Origin of the sequence: Methylobacterium sp. Leaf88 (genome assembly GCF_001422795.1) — a bacterium.
Taxonomy (GTDB): Bacteria; Pseudomonadota; Alphaproteobacteria; order Rhizobiales; family Beijerinckiaceae; genus Methylobacterium.
Map to the genome: position 1 here is coordinate 403,110 of NZ_LMMK01000045.1, position 14,602 is coordinate 417,711.

The 14,602-nt window shown below is 71.9% G+C and carries 13 protein-coding genes; 7 read left to right on the forward strand and 6 right to left on the reverse strand.

The window, feature by feature from the left end; genetic code table 11:
- Nucleotides 1-12 precede the first annotated feature (12 nt).
- From ASF20_RS18400 to ASF20_RS18420, 5 genes are all read right to left on the reverse strand, one after another.
- Nucleotides 13-867, reverse strand: a complete 855-nt coding sequence (locus tag ASF20_RS18400; protein WP_056276515.1) for a hypothetical protein — start codon at nt 865-867, stop codon at nt 13-15.
- Nucleotides 864-2,918, reverse strand: coding sequence for a glycosyltransferase (locus ASF20_RS18405; protein ID WP_056276517.1), 2,055 nt, complete (start codon nt 2,916-2,918; stop codon nt 864-866). The genes ASF20_RS18400 and ASF20_RS18405 overlap by 4 nt, the downstream gene beginning before the upstream one ends.
- Nucleotides 2,915-4,819, reverse strand: a complete 1,905-nt coding sequence (locus tag ASF20_RS18410) for a glycosyltransferase (protein ID WP_056276521.1) — start codon at nt 4,817-4,819, stop codon at nt 2,915-2,917. The genes ASF20_RS18405 and ASF20_RS18410 overlap by 4 nt, the downstream gene beginning before the upstream one ends.
- Nucleotides 4,816-5,523 (reverse strand): hypothetical protein, encoded by a 708-nt coding sequence (locus tag ASF20_RS18415; RefSeq protein WP_056276523.1) that lies wholly within the window; start codon nt 5,521-5,523, stop codon nt 4,816-4,818. The genes ASF20_RS18410 and ASF20_RS18415 overlap by 4 nt, the downstream gene beginning before the upstream one ends.
- Before the next feature lie 325 nt (nt 5,524-5,848).
- Nucleotides 5,849-7,243: a M20/M25/M40 family metallo-hydrolase gene (locus ASF20_RS18420; RefSeq protein ID WP_056276526.1), complete on the reverse strand. Its 1,395-nt coding sequence runs from the start codon at nt 7,241-7,243 to the stop codon at nt 5,849-5,851.
- A gap of 326 nt (nt 7,244-7,569) precedes the next feature.
- Here ASF20_RS18420 and ASF20_RS18425 point away from each other — a divergent pair, with 326 nt between their 5' ends.
- From ASF20_RS18425 to ASF20_RS18435, 3 genes are read left to right on the forward strand one after another with little or no spacing between them, the layout of a single operon-like run.
- The gene (locus tag ASF20_RS18425; RefSeq protein WP_056218281.1) at nt 7,570-8,076 is read left to right on the forward strand and encodes a (2Fe-2S)-binding protein; all 507 of its coding nucleotides are present in this window, start codon (nt 7,570-7,572) and stop codon (nt 8,074-8,076) included.
- Nucleotides 8,073-9,086 carry a xanthine dehydrogenase family protein subunit M gene (locus tag ASF20_RS18430; RefSeq protein ID WP_056218278.1) on the forward strand — a complete coding sequence of 338 codons (1,014 nt, stop codon included), beginning with the start codon at nt 8,073-8,075 and terminating at the stop codon, nt 9,084-9,086. The genes ASF20_RS18425 and ASF20_RS18430 overlap by 4 nt, the downstream gene beginning before the upstream one ends.
- A 10-nt stretch (nt 9,087-9,096) precedes the next feature.
- Nucleotides 9,097-11,349 (forward strand): xanthine dehydrogenase family protein molybdopterin-binding subunit, encoded by a 2,253-nt coding sequence (locus ASF20_RS18435; protein ID WP_056276529.1) that lies wholly within the window; start codon nt 9,097-9,099, stop codon nt 11,347-11,349.
- A 60-nt stretch (nt 11,350-11,409) separates the two neighbouring features.
- On the opposite strand, the gene ASF20_RS18440 is transcribed toward ASF20_RS18435, so the two are convergent.
- Complete coding sequence (locus ASF20_RS18440) at nt 11,410-12,507, reverse strand: DUF2778 domain-containing protein (protein WP_056276744.1); 1,098 nt, start codon at nt 12,505-12,507, stop codon at nt 11,410-11,412.
- A 402-nt stretch (nt 12,508-12,909) separates the two neighbouring features.
- Between ASF20_RS18440 and crcB the strand changes: the two genes are divergently transcribed.
- From crcB to ASF20_RS18460, 4 genes are all read left to right on the forward strand, one after another.
- The gene (gene crcB, locus ASF20_RS18445) at nt 12,910-13,278 is read left to right on the forward strand and encodes a fluoride efflux transporter CrcB (protein WP_056218272.1); all 369 of its coding nucleotides are present in this window, start codon (nt 12,910-12,912) and stop codon (nt 13,276-13,278) included.
- Nucleotides 13,279-13,300: 22 nt separating this feature from the next.
- Nucleotides 13,301-13,738: an EamA family transporter gene (locus ASF20_RS18450; protein WP_056276746.1), complete on the forward strand. Its 438-nt coding sequence runs from the start codon at nt 13,301-13,303 to the stop codon at nt 13,736-13,738.
- 210 nt (nt 13,739-13,948) lie between these two features.
- Nucleotides 13,949-14,143 carry a hypothetical protein gene (locus ASF20_RS18455; RefSeq protein WP_056218269.1) on the forward strand — a complete coding sequence of 65 codons (195 nt, stop codon included), beginning with the start codon at nt 13,949-13,951 and terminating at the stop codon, nt 14,141-14,143.
- Nucleotides 14,144-14,160: 17 nt separating this feature from the next.
- The gene (locus ASF20_RS18460) at nt 14,161-14,487 is read left to right on the forward strand and encodes a hypothetical protein (protein ID WP_056276749.1); all 327 of its coding nucleotides are present in this window, start codon (nt 14,161-14,163) and stop codon (nt 14,485-14,487) included.
- Nucleotides 14,488-14,602 lie beyond the last annotated feature (115 nt).

A 14,602-nucleotide genomic window follows, 5' to 3' on the forward strand; every position in this document is an offset into this window, starting at 1 on the left:
ACCGGGGGCGCCTCACAGCACCCGAAGCGCGAGCGCGCCGGCCGGGCAGAGCCGCAGCACGTGCGGGCGCTCCAGCAGCACGTCCCAGATCCGCGCCTCCGCGTAGCGCAGCAGCACCGCGCCCCCGGGGCCCGGCCCGTGGAAGCACTGTTCCAGGGCGAGGACCAGGGTGGGGCGGGGCGGATGGGGGCGCAGGGTGGTATCGACCGCGAGGGTGAGCGCGTCGGCGGCCGAGCCCGGGAAGGCGTCGAAGCTCTGGACCAGGCCGTCGATCTCGCTTCCGTCGAGGGTCAGCACGAGGCAGAGCCGGGGCAGGAAGCTGGGGCAGGCCGAGACCGGCACGTCACGCCGCAGGGTCAGGGCGAAGCGGGGCGAGGCTTGGGCCGGATAGGTCCAGCGATGGGCCTCGCGGACCCCCTGGAAGGGCACCCATTCCTCCGGCTGCGAGGCGGACGGGGCGGTGACGCGGCCCTCCGCCCGCCCGTCCTGGCGGTAATGCACCAGGGGGTTGACCCCGGCCAGGCCGACATCGGGGTAGCGGGCCACGTACATCAGGGTGCTGAAGGCGGGATTCGGGTCGAGGCCGGCCTTCGCCCCCGCCCGCAGGTAGTGCCGCACCGGGTCGAGGCGCGTCGGGCCGCTCTGGCGCTTGTAGAAAGCGGTGTCGAAATCGGCGCTGGGATCGCGGTCCTGAGCGGCGCCGCGCCAGACGTAGTGCAGGAACGGGTCGATGCCGGAGCGGGCCACGTCCGGGTTGGTCGCCCGGTAATAGGCCGCATCGAACAGGCGGGGCACGCGGCCGAGGATCACCCGGCGGATCAGGGGCGTGGCGAGGCGGACGGCGTGGAACGTCGGGCTGCGTGTCATGGGAAGGTCGGCGCCTCGCACACCTGGCGCAGGACGGCGCGGTAGGCCGCGGGGTCCTCGTCGCGGCCGACCTGGGCGAGGCCGGCGCACTGCACCTGCGTCCACGCCGCCGCGTCCGCGTGGAGATGCGCCAGCGTCTCGGCGAAGCCCCGGGGATCGTGCCAGTCGTGGACCCGGTATCCGGTGCCGTCGGGCCAGCCCATCTGCCCGGCCAGGACGGGGGTGACGACGCTCGGCAGGCCGCGCGCCACGGTCTCTAGCACCTTGTGCGGAAGGCCGGCGGCGAAGCGCGTCGGCGCGAGGGCGACGCGGGCGGCATCCAGGGCCGGGCCGATCTCGTCGAGGCGGCCGAGCACGGTGACGCCGGGCCGGGTCAGCCGCTCGGCGATGGAGGGCGCGACCGCACCGATGATGGTGACGTGGGCGTCCGGCAGGAGCGCCCGCAGGAAGTCCCAGGCCTGCCCGAAGAACCAGTCGAGCGAATCGATGTTCGGCTCCCCCTCGCGGGCGAGAGACCCGATGAAGACGAAACCCCGGCGGGCGGCGAATCCGGGCGGGTTCGGATGGGGCGCCTGGACGTGGCCGAGGACCACCGGATCGGCGACCCCGGCCCGGTGCAGCAGGCGCGCGTCGGCCGGGGAGACGCAGACCACCCGGTCGGCCGCCGCGATCGTCCGGAGCTCCAGGGCGGTCGCCCGGGCAAGGGACGGCCCCGGCGACGGCCGGCCTTTGAGGGCGTCGACGACGAACTCGCGCAGGGCGTAGAGGGATTCGGAATCGAACACCACGCGGGCGCGGGCCACATCCCGCGGGCTCAGGCCCAGATCCGCCAGGACCTCGCACACCATGCGGATGTGCGGCGGCCGGCTGACCCAGAGCACGTCGTAGGCTTCGGCCCGCTCGGTGACGAGGCGGCGGAAGCCCTCCCGTCCGCAGGGCTCGATGACTTCGATCCGGTCCGAGAGATCCCGATAGGTCGTCGCCGGCTCCTCGCGCTCGCCGTAGACCGAGCACACCGTCACGGCGTAGCCGAGATCCGCCATCGCGTTGACGATGGTGTTGGCCCGCGGCAGCCCGGCCCCGAGATCCTGATGGGGGGCGCGGTCGTCGACGTAGAGGACGCGCAGGGCGAAGGGCGCGTCGTCGCGGGGCCCGAAGCCCGTGCGCCGCGGCCCCTGCCCGAAGAGCCAGGCACCGTGCCGCTCGCGGAAGCGGACCCGGTTGCGGTCGAGGAGCGCCTCGACGTCGGCGCGCCGGACGCTGGTGCCGCTCTCCACGTGGATCGCGATCGCACGCGGCTGGTAGACGACCCGCCGCCCCGCCTGCTGACAGCGGGCGCAGAGGTCGGTGTCCTCGAAATAGGCCGGCGCGAACAGGTCGTCGAAGCCGCCGAGCTCGGTGAACAGCCGGGCCTCGATCATCAGCAGGGCCCCGGAGACGTAGCCCGCGTCGCGGACGTAGGAGGCCTCCGGCGCGAAGGGATCGAGGCCGCCGCGGCCGGCCGGATGGGTGAGCTGCGGGTCGTCCTGGAAGCCGGCCCCGGCCTCCTGCAGGATGCCCCCGGGGAAGACCAGCCGCCCGCCGACGATGCCGACGTCGTCGGCCTCCGCGAAGGTGCGGACCAGGGCCGCCAGGGCGCCGGGCATCAGGTCGATGTCGGGATTCAGGAACAGCACGTAGCGGCCGCGGGCCTCGGCGGCCCCCTGGTTGCAGGCGGGGCCGAAGCCGGCGTTCTCCGGATTGAGCAGGATCCGGGCGCCGTCGACCCGGTCGAAGAGCGTCCGGGTCTCGGCATCGGAGGCATTGTCGACCAGGATCACCTCGAAGGCGGGGCCGGCGAAGGCCTGGTGCCCGGCGAGCTTCGCCAGGGTCCAGGCCAGCAGGTGCCGGGCCCCGCGCGAGACGATCACGACCGAGATCACGGGCGCGGCTTCCGGCCGGAACGCGATGCGGATGTCGTTGAGAAACAACGCATTCCAGATCAGGGCGGCCTCGACCAGGGCCGCCTTTCGGCCCGCCGGAGCGTCGAGGATGTCGGGGGCCGCCATCATGGAAGGGGCTCCGGGCTCGGGATGGGGTCGGGCAGGACCGTGATGCGACCGATGAGGTCGTCGTGCAGGAACAGGATCGTGGAGGCCTCCGGGCCTGCTCCGAGCCCCGCGAAGGTCACGGCCGTCGGCGCGCCCGGGAGGTCCGCGCGGGCGCTGGTATACGCGCTGATATACGCGCTGGAATACAGCGGAATCCGGCTGGTATTCAGAGGGGTGACACGTCCGAGCGTGATCTCGCGCGTCGGCGTGCCGATCCGGAAGGCGGCGTGGGGATGCGTGCCGACTGCGAGGTGACGCGGCAGCGTCAGGGCCAGGGTCGTCGCGTCTCCGGCGGTGCCGACGCGGACCGCCTGGGCTTCCCAGTCCGCCGCGACGTCCGCCAGCTGCGCCGCGAGGTCCGCCCGGAGGGGAGGGGGCAGGCGCCGGTCGCGGACCCATTCCGGCGAGAGGGCGAGCTGGAGCCCGGCCAAACCGGCGTCCGGTGATCCGGCCTCGTCCTGTCTGCGCTCGGTCTTGCCCTCCTCCGCCCTGGCGAACCAGCGCCGGCGGGCGGGGGTGTAGGGATCGGCGCCGGGCGGGGCTACGCGCTCGGTGGCGACCAAGAGGCCGCGTTCGGGATCGTCGCGCAGGTCGGACCGCAGGGAGGTCTCGCGGGTGAGGCGTCCGCGTTCGAGGAACGTGACCACCCGATCGGGATCGTTCGCGGTGGCGGGGGCGACAGACGCGGCAGCCTCAGATGGTTTCTCATCGGAAACAGAGAGCATTGCCAGCAAAGCGGTTTCGGCCTTCTCGGCGCGGGCGTTATAGCCGGCAAAGAGATCCGCGCAGGCGTGGGTGAGGGCGGCGAGGCCGGCCGCGTCGTCGGCCAGCGCGAGCACCTCGGCCTTCACCGCTGCGGCGGTGGGCAGGCGGTGGGCCGGCGCCACGTGGTCGAAGCCCTCGAAGGCGAGGGCGGTGCCGAGGACGGGCTTGCCGAAGGACAGGGCCTCGGCGACCTTCATCTTCAGGCCGCTGCCCATGAGGATCGGCGCCACCACGAGGTCGACGCCGTCGTAGAAGTCCTCCAGCTCCGGCAGGTAGCCGGCGAGCCGCACACCGGGCCCTGCGGTCGGGCCGAGGCTGTTGCTGATCTCGCCCGCGATGACGAGTTCGGGACGGGCCGGGGTCCAGTCCTCGCTCCAGGCCGCGGCGAAGCGCCGGATCGAGACCAGGTTCGGATCGTTGCCGTGGCCGAGGAAGCCGATCCGCTTGACCCGGGCCGGGGCCGCGAAGGGCCGGCGGGCGGCAAAGCGCGGCGGCAGCAGGTGAACCCGGCGATCGGTGATCGTCCGGAAATAGGCCGCTTCCTCGGACTGGATCGCCAGCACGATGTCGGCCCGGGCGAGGCCCGCCGCCTCGCCCGCCCGGTCGGTGTAGAAGAAGTTCGGCTCGGCCCGGAACGGACGGTATTGCCGCTGCCGGTCGGCAAAGCGGTCGTGGGTGTCGATGAGCCTGAGCACGCCCGGCGGCGCCGCCTCCAGCGCCCGCGACAGGAACACATAGTTCATCAGGATCGCACGGGTCTCAGGGTAGGCCCGTCCGTACCAGGCCACGAAGGCGCCGACCGCCTCGGGGCACCAGTCGTCGATGGCGAAGCACCGCGACCGGGTGGTGAGCGGGATGGTCGCCGGTGGCTCGATCCGGAAGATGTGCCGGAAGAGGCCCGCCGCCGCGGCCTCGTCGGTGGGCGGGTGCTGCCCGAAGCGGCGATAGATCTGGTCCTCGTGGGCGTAATAGGCGAGGTCGACCGCGTAGCCGCCGCGCTGCAGGGCGGCGCAGGTGGTGAGCAGCCGGCGCCGGTTGCCGGCGCTGGTCGGAAACGCCGGCATCGGCGCCACCACGAGGATCGCGGGGCCGCTCATCGTCCGGCCTCGCGGCGGAGGCGGGCGGGCGTGACGGTGCCGGGGCCGAGGAGGAACGCGGTCTCGACGGTCGCCCCGCGGGGGTTGCCCCAGGCCGGCGCCAGGGTGAGGTCGATCGCGGGGGCCGGGCCGAAGCGGAGCTCGGCCGTCGCCACCCGGGCGCAGCTCCAGGTGCTGCCGGCCCGCAGCAGCAGGTAGTTCGGCACCGTGGAGCCCGAGAGCGTGGCCCGGCCCGCATCGTCGCCCGCGAGGGCGAGGCGGGGCGCCGTCTCGGGCATCGGACCCTCCGCGACGGCGGGGGCCAGCAGCGGAAACAGCGTCGCCAGGGCATCGAGGGTGTCCGGCATCACGGCCGCCAGCACCGCCTCCCCGAGGGCGGCGCGCTCGGGCCGGGCCAGCTCCGCCACGGGCCGGGGTTTCGGACAGGCGATCGCCGCATCGCGAAAATGCGTCTCCAGGGTCAGGGTGCCGCCCTCCGTCAGGGCCGCCTGCCCGTCATGCAGGACGAGGAGCCCGGCGGGATCGGGCTCGGGGCCGCCGAAGCCGGTGAAGGCCCAGGTGAGGAGGCCGAGGCCGGCCGGCGCCAGGACCGCGAGGGGGATCGGCAGGTCGGTGGCGACCGGGTAGCGGCAGACGAGCACGCCCTGGCCCGCCGCGAACAGGCGAGCCGCGCTGGGACTAGGAGGGGCAGAGGTGGCGGTCATGCGGCCTGGGGATTCGAGCGGAGCGTGCGTCCGCGGATTTCGAACGGTCGACGGTCACCCGATCCTCCCCGCCCGGCCGGGGCTCGCCGGCCGGCCAGGGGCGTGGGCTGCGCGGGTCCCCACGCCGGTCGGGAGAGGGACAGGGGGAGGTGGGTGCGCAGTCCGGAAAGGGCACACACCTCACCCCAACCCGCTCCTTCCCGGCGAGGGAGCCGCCTCGCGTCTCCCCCCGGTCGTCGATGGCTCGACGTCACGCGCGTCCCCACGAGGATCGACCCGAGTTCCGGGGTGCGAGGCCGCGCGCCACGGGCGACGACGGGGCCGCTCAGCCGGCCCGCTGCCCGCCGAAGGCCGCCAGGATGCGGGCCCAGGAGCGGGTGCCCTTGTGGAAGCTGGTCAGGTCGTACTTCTCGTTGGGCGAGTGGATGCGGTCGTCGTCGAGGCCGAAGCCGATCAGCAGCGTGTTGCGGTCGAGGAGGCGCTTGAAGTCGCCCACGATCGGGATCGAGCCGCCGGCGCCGATGGTCACGGCGGGCACGCCCCATTCCTCGGCCAGGGCCGCGCGGGCGGTCTCGAGTTCGGGCATGTCGAAGGGCAGGCTGATGGCGCGGCTGCCCTTGTAGCAGATCACCTCCACCGAGCAGTCGGCCGGGATGCGTTCGCGCACGAAGGCCTCGAAGGTGCGGGCGAGCTGCTCCGGGTCCTGGTCGTCGACGAGGCGGAACGAGACCTTGGCGCTGGCCTGGCCGGCGATCACGGTCTTGGTGCCCTCGCCGGTATAGCCGCCGATGATGCCGTTGACGTCGCAGGCCGGGCGGGACTGGACCAGCTCGATCAGCATGCGGCCGCGCTCGCCGGCCGGCTCCGACAGGCCGATGGGCCCGAGGAACGTGTCCGCCGTGAAGTCGAGGCCGCGCCACTGGTCGAGCACCGCCTGCGGCGTCTCGCGCACGCCCTCGTAGAAGCCCGGCAGCGCCACCTTTCCGTCGGCGTCGTGCAGGTCGGCGATGATCCTGGACAGGACGTGGATCGGGTTGCGCGCGGCGCCGCCGAAGAAGCCCGAATGCAGGTCGCGGTCGGCGCAGGTCACCTTGACCTCGAAATAGGCCAGCCCGCGCAGGGAGGTGGTGATGGCCGGGGTGGTCGGATTCCACATGCTGGTGTCGCAGACGAGCACGATGTCGGCGCCGAGCTTGTCGCGGTTGGCCGCGACCCATTCGGGCAACCCTTGAGAGCCGTTCTCCTCGGCGCCCTCGACCAGGATGGTGACGCCGCAGGGGAGCTCGCCCGCCATCGCCAGATGGGCCCGGCAGGCCTCCACGAAGGTCATCACCTGGCCCTTGTCGTCCGAGGCGCCGCGCCCGACGATCGTCCGCTTCCCGGCGGCGTCGGTGGCGAGGCGCGGCTCGAAGGGGGGCGTCTCCCAGAGGGTCAGGGGGTCCACCGGCTGCACGTCGTAATGCCCGTAGAACAGCACGTGCGGGAAGCCGGGCTTCGGCTTATGGGCCAGCACCACCGGGTGCAGGGCGGTCTCGTGGATGCCGGTCTCGAAGCCCAGGGCCGTCAGGGTGCCGGCGAGCCAGGTCGCGGCCTCGCGGCACTGGGGGGCGAAGGCCGGATCGGTGGAGATCGAGGGGATGCGCAGGAAGGCGAAGAGCCGCTCCAGGGCGCTGTCGAGGTCGCGGTCGATGTCGTTGAGAACGGGGGCGAGCGCGATCATCGGGCGTCCTTGAGCGAAGGCGGGCGGCGGCTCCCGGGTTAGCCCATGGCGGCTGGGCCAAGCAACCTCGACCAAGCAACCTCGACCGAGCGACGGCGCCGGCCATCGGACGGCAGACGTCTCCGGCTGAAACCGACCGGCGCAGTGGTGCTCTCGTCAAACGTGAACCCGGCGCAAGGATCCCCGGCGGGAACACCAGCTTTTTGGAACTGTTATCGAGTGGACCGGGACGGGGCGGATGTTTTTTCCCCGCCGCCGCCCCTGCGAGTTTCCTCGAACACCAGCGGCGTCGCGCCTTACGCGCCGCGCAAGCCACGGATACCGCCATGCTCATCGAAAGCGGCTCCTCCCATGCTGCGAACACCATCGGCATCACCCTGACGATCAACGGCGAGAGCCGGACGCTTCAGGTCGCCCCCTGGACCACCCTCCTCGACCTCCTGCGCGAGGACCTCGACCTCACCGGCACCAAGAAGGGCTGCGACCACGGCCAGTGCGGCGCCTGCACGGTGCTGGTGAACGGCACGCGCATCAATTCCTGCCTGACGCTGGCGGTGATGAAGGACGGGGCCAGCATCACCACGGTCGAGGGCCTGGCCGGCGCCGAGGGCCTGCACCCGCTCCAGGCGGCCTTCGTCGAGCACGATGCCTTCCAGTGCGGCTACTGCACGCCCGGCCAGCTCTGCTCGGCCGTGGGCATGCTCTCCGAGGGGCACGCCCAGTCGCGGGACGAGATCCGGGAGGCGATGAGCGGCAACATCTGCCGCTGCGGCGCCTACACCAACATCGTCGACGCCATCGAGGACGTGATGCACGCGGGAGCCGCGAAATGAACCGCTTCGATTACGTCCGCCCGACCACCGTCGACGAGGCGGTGCGCGCCATCGCCTCCGGCGCCCAGGCCCGCTTCATCGCCGGCGGAACCAACCTCGTCGACCTGATGAAGTACAATGTCGAGCGGCCCGAGCGCCTCGTCGACATCACCCGGCTGCCCCTCGACCGGATCGAGGAGCGCGACGGCGGCCTCAGCCTCGGCGCCCTGGTGACGAACGCGACCGTGGCCTACGACGACCGGGTCAAGGCGCGCTATCCGCTGCTGTCGAGCGCGATCCTGGCCGGCGCCTCGGGTCAGCTGCGCAACGCCGCCACCACCGGCGGCAACCTCCTGCAGCGCACCCGCTGCTATTATTTCTACGACGACGCCACGCCCTGCAACAAGCGCGAGCCCGGCACCGGCTGCGCCGCCATCGGCGGGGTCAACCGCATCCACGCCATCTTCGGGACGAGCCCGTCCTGCATCGCCACCCACCCCTCCGACATGTGCGTGGCCCTCGCCGCCCTGGAGGCCAAGGTCCGGGTCGCCGGCCCGGGGGGCGAGCGCACGATCCCCTTCGCCGACTTCCACCGCCTGCCGGGCGACACGCCCGAGCGGGACACCACCCTCGCGGTCGACGAGATCGTGCTCTCGGTCGACCTGCCCGACGAGGAATTCGGGGCCCACCACACCTACCTGAAGCTGCGCGACCGGCTCTCCTACGCCTTCGCCCTCGTCTCGGTGGCGGCGGTGATCAAGCTCGACGGCGACACCATCCAGACCGCGCGCTTCGCCCTGGGCGGCGTCGCGCACAAGCCCTGGCGTGACGCGCAGGCGGAAGCCTTCCTGGTCGGCAAGCCGGCCACCCACGAGACCTTCGCCGCCGCCGCCAATATCGTGGTCGCCGCGGCGCACCCCCAATCCGAGAACGGCTTCAAGATCGAACTCGCGCGGCGCGCCCTCATCCGCGGCCTGTCCCAGGCCGCCGCCGGCACGCCCCAGTCTCAGTCCGACAAGCGCATCGCCTGAAGGAACCCCCATGGCCCACAGCATCAGCACCTCCGGCACCGACACCTATGTCGGCACCGCGCAGAGCCGCGTCGACGGCCCGGCCAAGGTCACCGGCCAGGCGAAATACGCCGGCGAGTTCGCCGCCCCCGACCTGACCCACGGCTACGTGGTGTCGAGCGGCATCGCCCGCGGCCGGATCCTGTCCATCGACACGGCGGCCGCCGAGGCGGTGCCGGGGGTCCTCAAGGTCTTCACCCACGAGAACCGGCCGCGCACCGCCTGGCTCGACTACAATTACCAGGATCAGGTCGCGCCTCCCGGCTCGCCCTTCCGGCCGCTCTACGACGACAAGGTCCATTACAGCGGCCAGCCCGTGGCCCTGGTGGTGGCGGAGGATTTCGGCACGGCGCGCTACGCCGCCTCGCTGGTGAAGCTCGCCTACGAGGCCGATGCGCCGACCACCGACCTGCGGACCCTGGAGGACGCGGCCTACGTGCCGCCCAAGAAGCGCTCCGGCATCAAGCCGCCGCCGGCGCCCTGGGGCGATGCGGACGGCGCCTACAAGGCCGCCCCGGTCCAACTCACCAACCACTACCACATGGCCGTGGAGCACCATAACCCGATGGAGCCCCACGCCTCGACCGTGGTCTGGGAGGGCGACGGCAAGCTCACGGTCTACGACAAGATCCAGGGCGTCTCGAACAGCCTGGGCTACATCACCGGCGTGTTCGGGATGAAGAAGGACGACGTCCACGTCCTCAATCCCTATCTCGGCGGCGGCTTCGGCTCGGGCCTGCGCCCGCAATACCAGCTCTTCCTCGCCGTCATGGCGGCGCGGGAGCTGGAGCGCTCGGTGCGGGTGACCCTGACCCGCGACCAGATGTTCACCTTCGGCTACCGGCCCGACGTGCGCCAGACCATCGCCCTCGGGGCCGAGGCCGACGGCGCGCTGACCTCCCTCCGGCACGAGGCGATCTCCGGCACCTCCGGCTTCGAGGATTACCAGGAGGTCGTCGTGAACTGGTCGGGCATCCTCTACGATTGCCCGAACGTCGCCCTCGACTACCGGCTCGCCAAGATCGACACCTACACTCCCTCCGACATGCGGGCACCCGGCGCCGTGACGGGCGTGTTCGCCCTCGAGATCGCGATGGACGAGCTCGCCCACGAGACGGGGCAGGACCCGATCGACCTGCGCCTGCGGAACTACGCCGAGAAGGACCGCACCCAGGACAAGCCGTTCAGCTCGAAATCCCTGCGGGCCGCCTACGCGGAGGGAGCCGAGCGTTTCGGCTGGTCGGCCCGCAACCCCGAGCCGCGCTCCATGAAGGACGGGCGCGAGCTCGTCGGCTGGGGCATGGCGACCGGCATCTGGGAGTCGATGATGCAGCAGTCGAGCGCCCAGGCCACGCTGACGGCCGACGGCAAGCTCGTGGTCGGCAACCAGACCGGCGACATCGGCACGGGCACCTACACGATCCTGACCCAGATCGCCGCCGATGCGCTGGGTTTGCGGATGACGGACGTGACGACGAAGCTCGGCGACTCGAAGCTCGCCGACGCGCCGATCGCCGGCGGCTCCTGGACGGCGGCCTCCTCCGGCACGGCGGTGATGAAGGCCTGTCGCGAGATCGCCGCCCAGGTCTTCACCCTGGCCCGCGGCCTCGACGACTCGCCCCTGGCCAACGTCGACTTCGATCGCGCGGTGTTCAAGGACGGGCGCATCTCGGTGGCGGGCGATCCATCCCGCAGCATCGCCATCACGGAGGTGATGGCGAAGGCGGGGATGGACCAGATCGAGGCCACCGGCTCGGCCGGCCCGGATTCCAACCATTCCCAGGAATTCGCCGGCTACACGCACTCGGCCATCTTCGCCGAGGTGAAGGTCGACGAGGATCTCGGCGTGGTGCGCGTCACCCGGATCGTCTCGGCGATCGCGGCGGGCAAGATCCTGAACACCAAGACCGCCCGCAGCCAGATCCTCGGCGGCGTGGTCATGGGCATCGGTTCGGCGCTGGAGGAGGAATCCATGCTCGACCACACCATCGGCCGGTTCATGAACCACAACCTCGGCGAGTACCACGTGCCGGTACATGCCGACATCCACGAGATCGACGTGATCTTCGTGGACGAGGAGGACAAGGCCAACCCGATGGGCGTGAAGGGCCTGGGCGAGATCGGCATCGTCGGCACGGCGGCGGCGGTGGCCAACGCGGTGTTCCACGCCACCGGCAAGCGCATCCGCGAGCTGCCGATCACCATCGACAAGATCATCGGCTGATCCTGCGCCGCGGGTCCTGACGTCTTGAGAGCCGCGCACCCCGGGTGCGCGGCTCTTTTCTCAGCGCGTGGCGCGGCCGAACAGGCGCTCGGCGAAGGTCGGGCCGGCATCGCCCCGTCCGGCGACCACGACGAGGCGGCGGACCTCCCCGCGCAGGAAGGCCTGGAGGAAGCGGTTGTAGTCCCGGAACGAGACGCAGCCGTTCGAGGCGCCGCTGGGGCCGAGCATGTAGGTGTGGGCCAGGATGCCGTCGCGGCCGTGGATCGCCGCGCTGCCGCCCACCGGGTTGAGGCGGATCGCCCGCACGCCGTGGAACAGCGCCTCGCGCTCGGTGAGGTCGTAGGTGCCCGGCGGGGTCGAGCCGCGCATCCGGCGGTGGACATGGCGCGGGTTGTCCATGCTCTCGCCGAGGCCGGAATGGGCCTCGAGCCGCTCGCCGCTCGGCAGGGTCACGGTGCGGGCGGTGATGTCGTAGACGGCCGTGCCGGCGCCGACCACCGGGCTGCTCTCGATCACCCGGCGCGGACCGGGATCGACGCTCGGGTCCACCGCCGCGTAGGCGAGGGTGGTCCGCGGCGCCGCCTCGGGCTCCGGCGCGGAGCGCGTCCCAAACACCGTGTCGAAGAACGAGCGCTCGGCCGCGGCCTCGGCGCTGGCACGGGCGACCTGGGTCCGGCGGGTGGCCAGCGCGCGCAGGGCGGGGGCCGAGCGGAGCGCCAGGCGGGCCGGCTCGGCCTGGGCCACCAGGCCGGCCGGGCGGGGCACCGGCAGCGGGATGGTCTGGGGCAGCGCCTGCGCGGTCCGGGCCGGGCTGGCGGCCGGGGCGGGCGCGGGGCGCGGCGCCGCCATCGCCAGCGTCGTCCGGGCCGCACCCGCGGGGGGCACCAGGGCGGCGCTGAGCGGGGCCGCCTGGGCCAGACCCCGGGCTGCGGGGCCGAGGGCCGGCGTCGGATCGAGCATCCAGGCAGAGGCGCTCGGCGCCGATGCGGTCGCCAGCACCGGCCGTCCCGGACCGGCCGGGACGGGCGTGTCCGGCGCGGTCAGGTGCGGGAAGGCGGCGCAGAGGAGCGCCACGGCGGAGGTCCGCAGGAGCATCGGCCCGTGGGGCCGGCGGCGACGGCGGAGGCGGCGGCCGGACGGGTACACAGCGTCGTTCATGCGGGCGAACTCGGATACGCAGTTCCCGAACTGGCACAGCCCCATCTCTGCAGACCTCAAGAAAAGGTTAAGCGAAGAGGAGGGTCGTGAAAGGTGCCTGTTAGGAAAACATCAACCTTAACTGGCCCTATTCAGCCGCAACTTGGTTAATCGCAGATAAACCGCGACGCATTGTGTGGAGAAATCTTCCGCCTCGCTGTTCGGCACCCTGCCGGGAGCCTCCGTCCCCGCTCTTCGGCGAGCGGGCATGCGATGGGCCGGCCCGACCCCGCGACGAAATCCGGTCCGGACCCTGTGGACCTCGGGGGCAAGCCGGGCCGGGACAGCGAACCACGCGAATTTTCTGCGTATCCTCAGCGTGGGGCCGGGCCGGCGGCCGGCTGCAGGGGGATCGTACCCGCCATGGGGTTTCTCATCGTCTTTCTCGGGGCCGGCCTCGGCGGCATGGCCCGCCACGGCGTCGGGCTGGCCGCCCTGCGCTTCGGCACGGCTTTTCCCTACGGCACGATGGGCATCAACATCCTGGGCTCGATCCTGATGGGGGTGCTGGCGGGCTGGTACGCCATGCGCAGCGGCAGCCAGCCGATGCGGCTGTTCCTCGCCACCGGCGTCCTCGGGGGCTTCACCACCTTCTCGTCCTATGCCCTCGAAGGCATCCTCCTGTTGGAGCGCGGCGAGATGGCGGCGGCCATCATCTACATCCTGGGCTCGGTGGTCCTCGGGCTCGCCGGCCTGCTCCTCGGCCTGATGGTCATGCGGATGATCCTGTGAGACCGGCCGGGCTGTCGCGATGCTGAGCGCGCTGCTGCTCTCCTGGCGGTTCTGGGCCCTGCTCTCGGCCGTCTTCGCCGCGCTGACCGCCATCCTGGCGAAGGTCGGCGTCACCGGCGTCCCTCCCGACGTGGCGACCTTCGTGCGGACCGTGGTGATCCTCGCCCTCACCGGCGCGATCCTGTTCGCCACCGGGCAGGTGCCGGGCCTCGCGGCAATCCCGGGCCGCAGCGTCGGCTTCCTCGTGGCCTCGGGCCTCGCCACGGGGGCCTCCTGGCTCTGCTACTTCCGCGCCCTCGCCCTCGGGGATGCGGCGCGGGTGGCGCCCCTCGACAAGCTCAGCGTCGTGCTCATCGCGATCCTCGGGGTGATTCTCCTCGGCGAGAGCCTCACCCTGCCGAACTGGATCGGCGTCGTCCTGATCGCGGCCGGGGCCATTCTCGTGGCCTACCGGGGCTGAGAACCGCCCGGCCCCGCGCTGTCGCAGGATCAAGCCCCGGCCAGGACGCTGCTTTTCCCGACGTATGGAATTCTTCCAAATCGAAGACAGTAGATCCTCCGCCGATCGCAAGATTCAACCTATTCCAATGTTTCGAGAATTGCTTGCCAAGCGGAGACTCAGCTTTCAAACCTCTCTCCAGAACGCGGATCGCGAGAGGAGAGCGGAATCATGGAACGCACGCTGGACTGGCTGCGCGGCACCGTGCGGATCGCCTGGTGGGACGGCTCGGCCCTCGACCTGCGGCTGCATCGCTTCGCCGACCTCATCGACGCCCTGGCGGGCGCTCCGGAAACGGATCCCGCCCTGGTGCCGGCCCACTGGCGGGAACGCCTGTCCGACCGGACCTCGGGAGCCCGGGCATGAGCGGGCAGGACGAGCGGATGGACGCCGCACCGCACCCCGCGCCGGCCTGCGCCGAGCCCGCGTCGCCCGAGGCCCATCTCGACGAGGCCCTGCGCCGCGCCTTCTGGCAGAGCCTGAACCGGGCGCCCCTGCCGGCCCTGTCGGCGCTGGAGGTGGCGGCCCGCGTCGTCGGTGCCCTCTATCGGCAGGTGGCCCAGGCCCATGAGGGGCCGCAGGGCTGCCGCTGCGGCTGGGAGCCGGATCCCGATTGCGACCTCATCGTGCTGGAGGCCAACCTCGCGGCGGCCCTGATGCAGCCGCCCGAGCCCGATCTCGCCCGCATGATCCCCCTCGGGCGCGCCTGATACGGGCTCCGCTCGATCAACGTGGAGCCCGTATCCGGCAAGCCCTCGCGGCGTTTGAGCGAAGTCCAAATCCGCCATTCGCAAGGGATCAACCGGCCAGCCCTCAGGTCCAGGA

Bases quoted from the DNA above. Each gene is read 5' to 3' on its own strand.
- ASF20_RS18440 (WP_056276744.1), bottom strand. From the start codon at position 12,507: ATGAACGACGCTGTGTACCCGTCCGGCCGCCGCCTCCGCCGTCGCCGC.
- ASF20_RS18460 (WP_056276749.1), top strand. From the start codon at position 14,161: ATGGACGCCGCACCGCACCCCGCGCCGGCCTGCGCCGAGCCCGCGTCG.
- ASF20_RS18435 (WP_056276529.1), top strand. From the start codon at position 9,097: ATGGCCCACAGCATCAGCACCTCCGGCACCGACACCTATGTCGGCACC.
- ASF20_RS18420 (WP_056276526.1), bottom strand. From the start codon at position 7,243: ATGATCGCGCTCGCCCCCGTTCTCAACGACATCGACCGCGACCTCGAC.
- ASF20_RS18415 (WP_056276523.1), bottom strand. From the start codon at position 5,523: ATGACCGCCACCTCTGCCCCTCCTAGTCCCAGCGCGGCTCGCCTGTTC.
- ASF20_RS18400 (WP_056276515.1), bottom strand. From the start codon at position 867: ATGACACGCAGCCCGACGTTCCACGCCGTCCGCCTCGCCACGCCCCTG.
- ASF20_RS18455 (WP_056218269.1), top strand. From the start codon at position 13,949: ATGGAACGCACGCTGGACTGGCTGCGCGGCACCGTGCGGATCGCCTGG.
- ASF20_RS18430 (WP_056218278.1), top strand. From the start codon at position 8,073: ATGAACCGCTTCGATTACGTCCGCCCGACCACCGTCGACGAGGCGGTG.
- ASF20_RS18405 (WP_056276517.1), bottom strand. From the start codon at position 2,918: ATGATGGCGGCCCCCGACATCCTCGACGCTCCGGCGGGCCGAAAGGCG.
- ASF20_RS18410 (WP_056276521.1), bottom strand. From the start codon at position 4,819: ATGAGCGGCCCCGCGATCCTCGTGGTGGCGCCGATGCCGGCGTTTCCG.
- ASF20_RS18425 (WP_056218281.1), top strand. From the start codon at position 7,570: ATGCTCATCGAAAGCGGCTCCTCCCATGCTGCGAACACCATCGGCATC.
- crcB (WP_056218272.1), top strand. From the start codon at position 12,910: ATGGGGTTTCTCATCGTCTTTCTCGGGGCCGGCCTCGGCGGCATGGCC.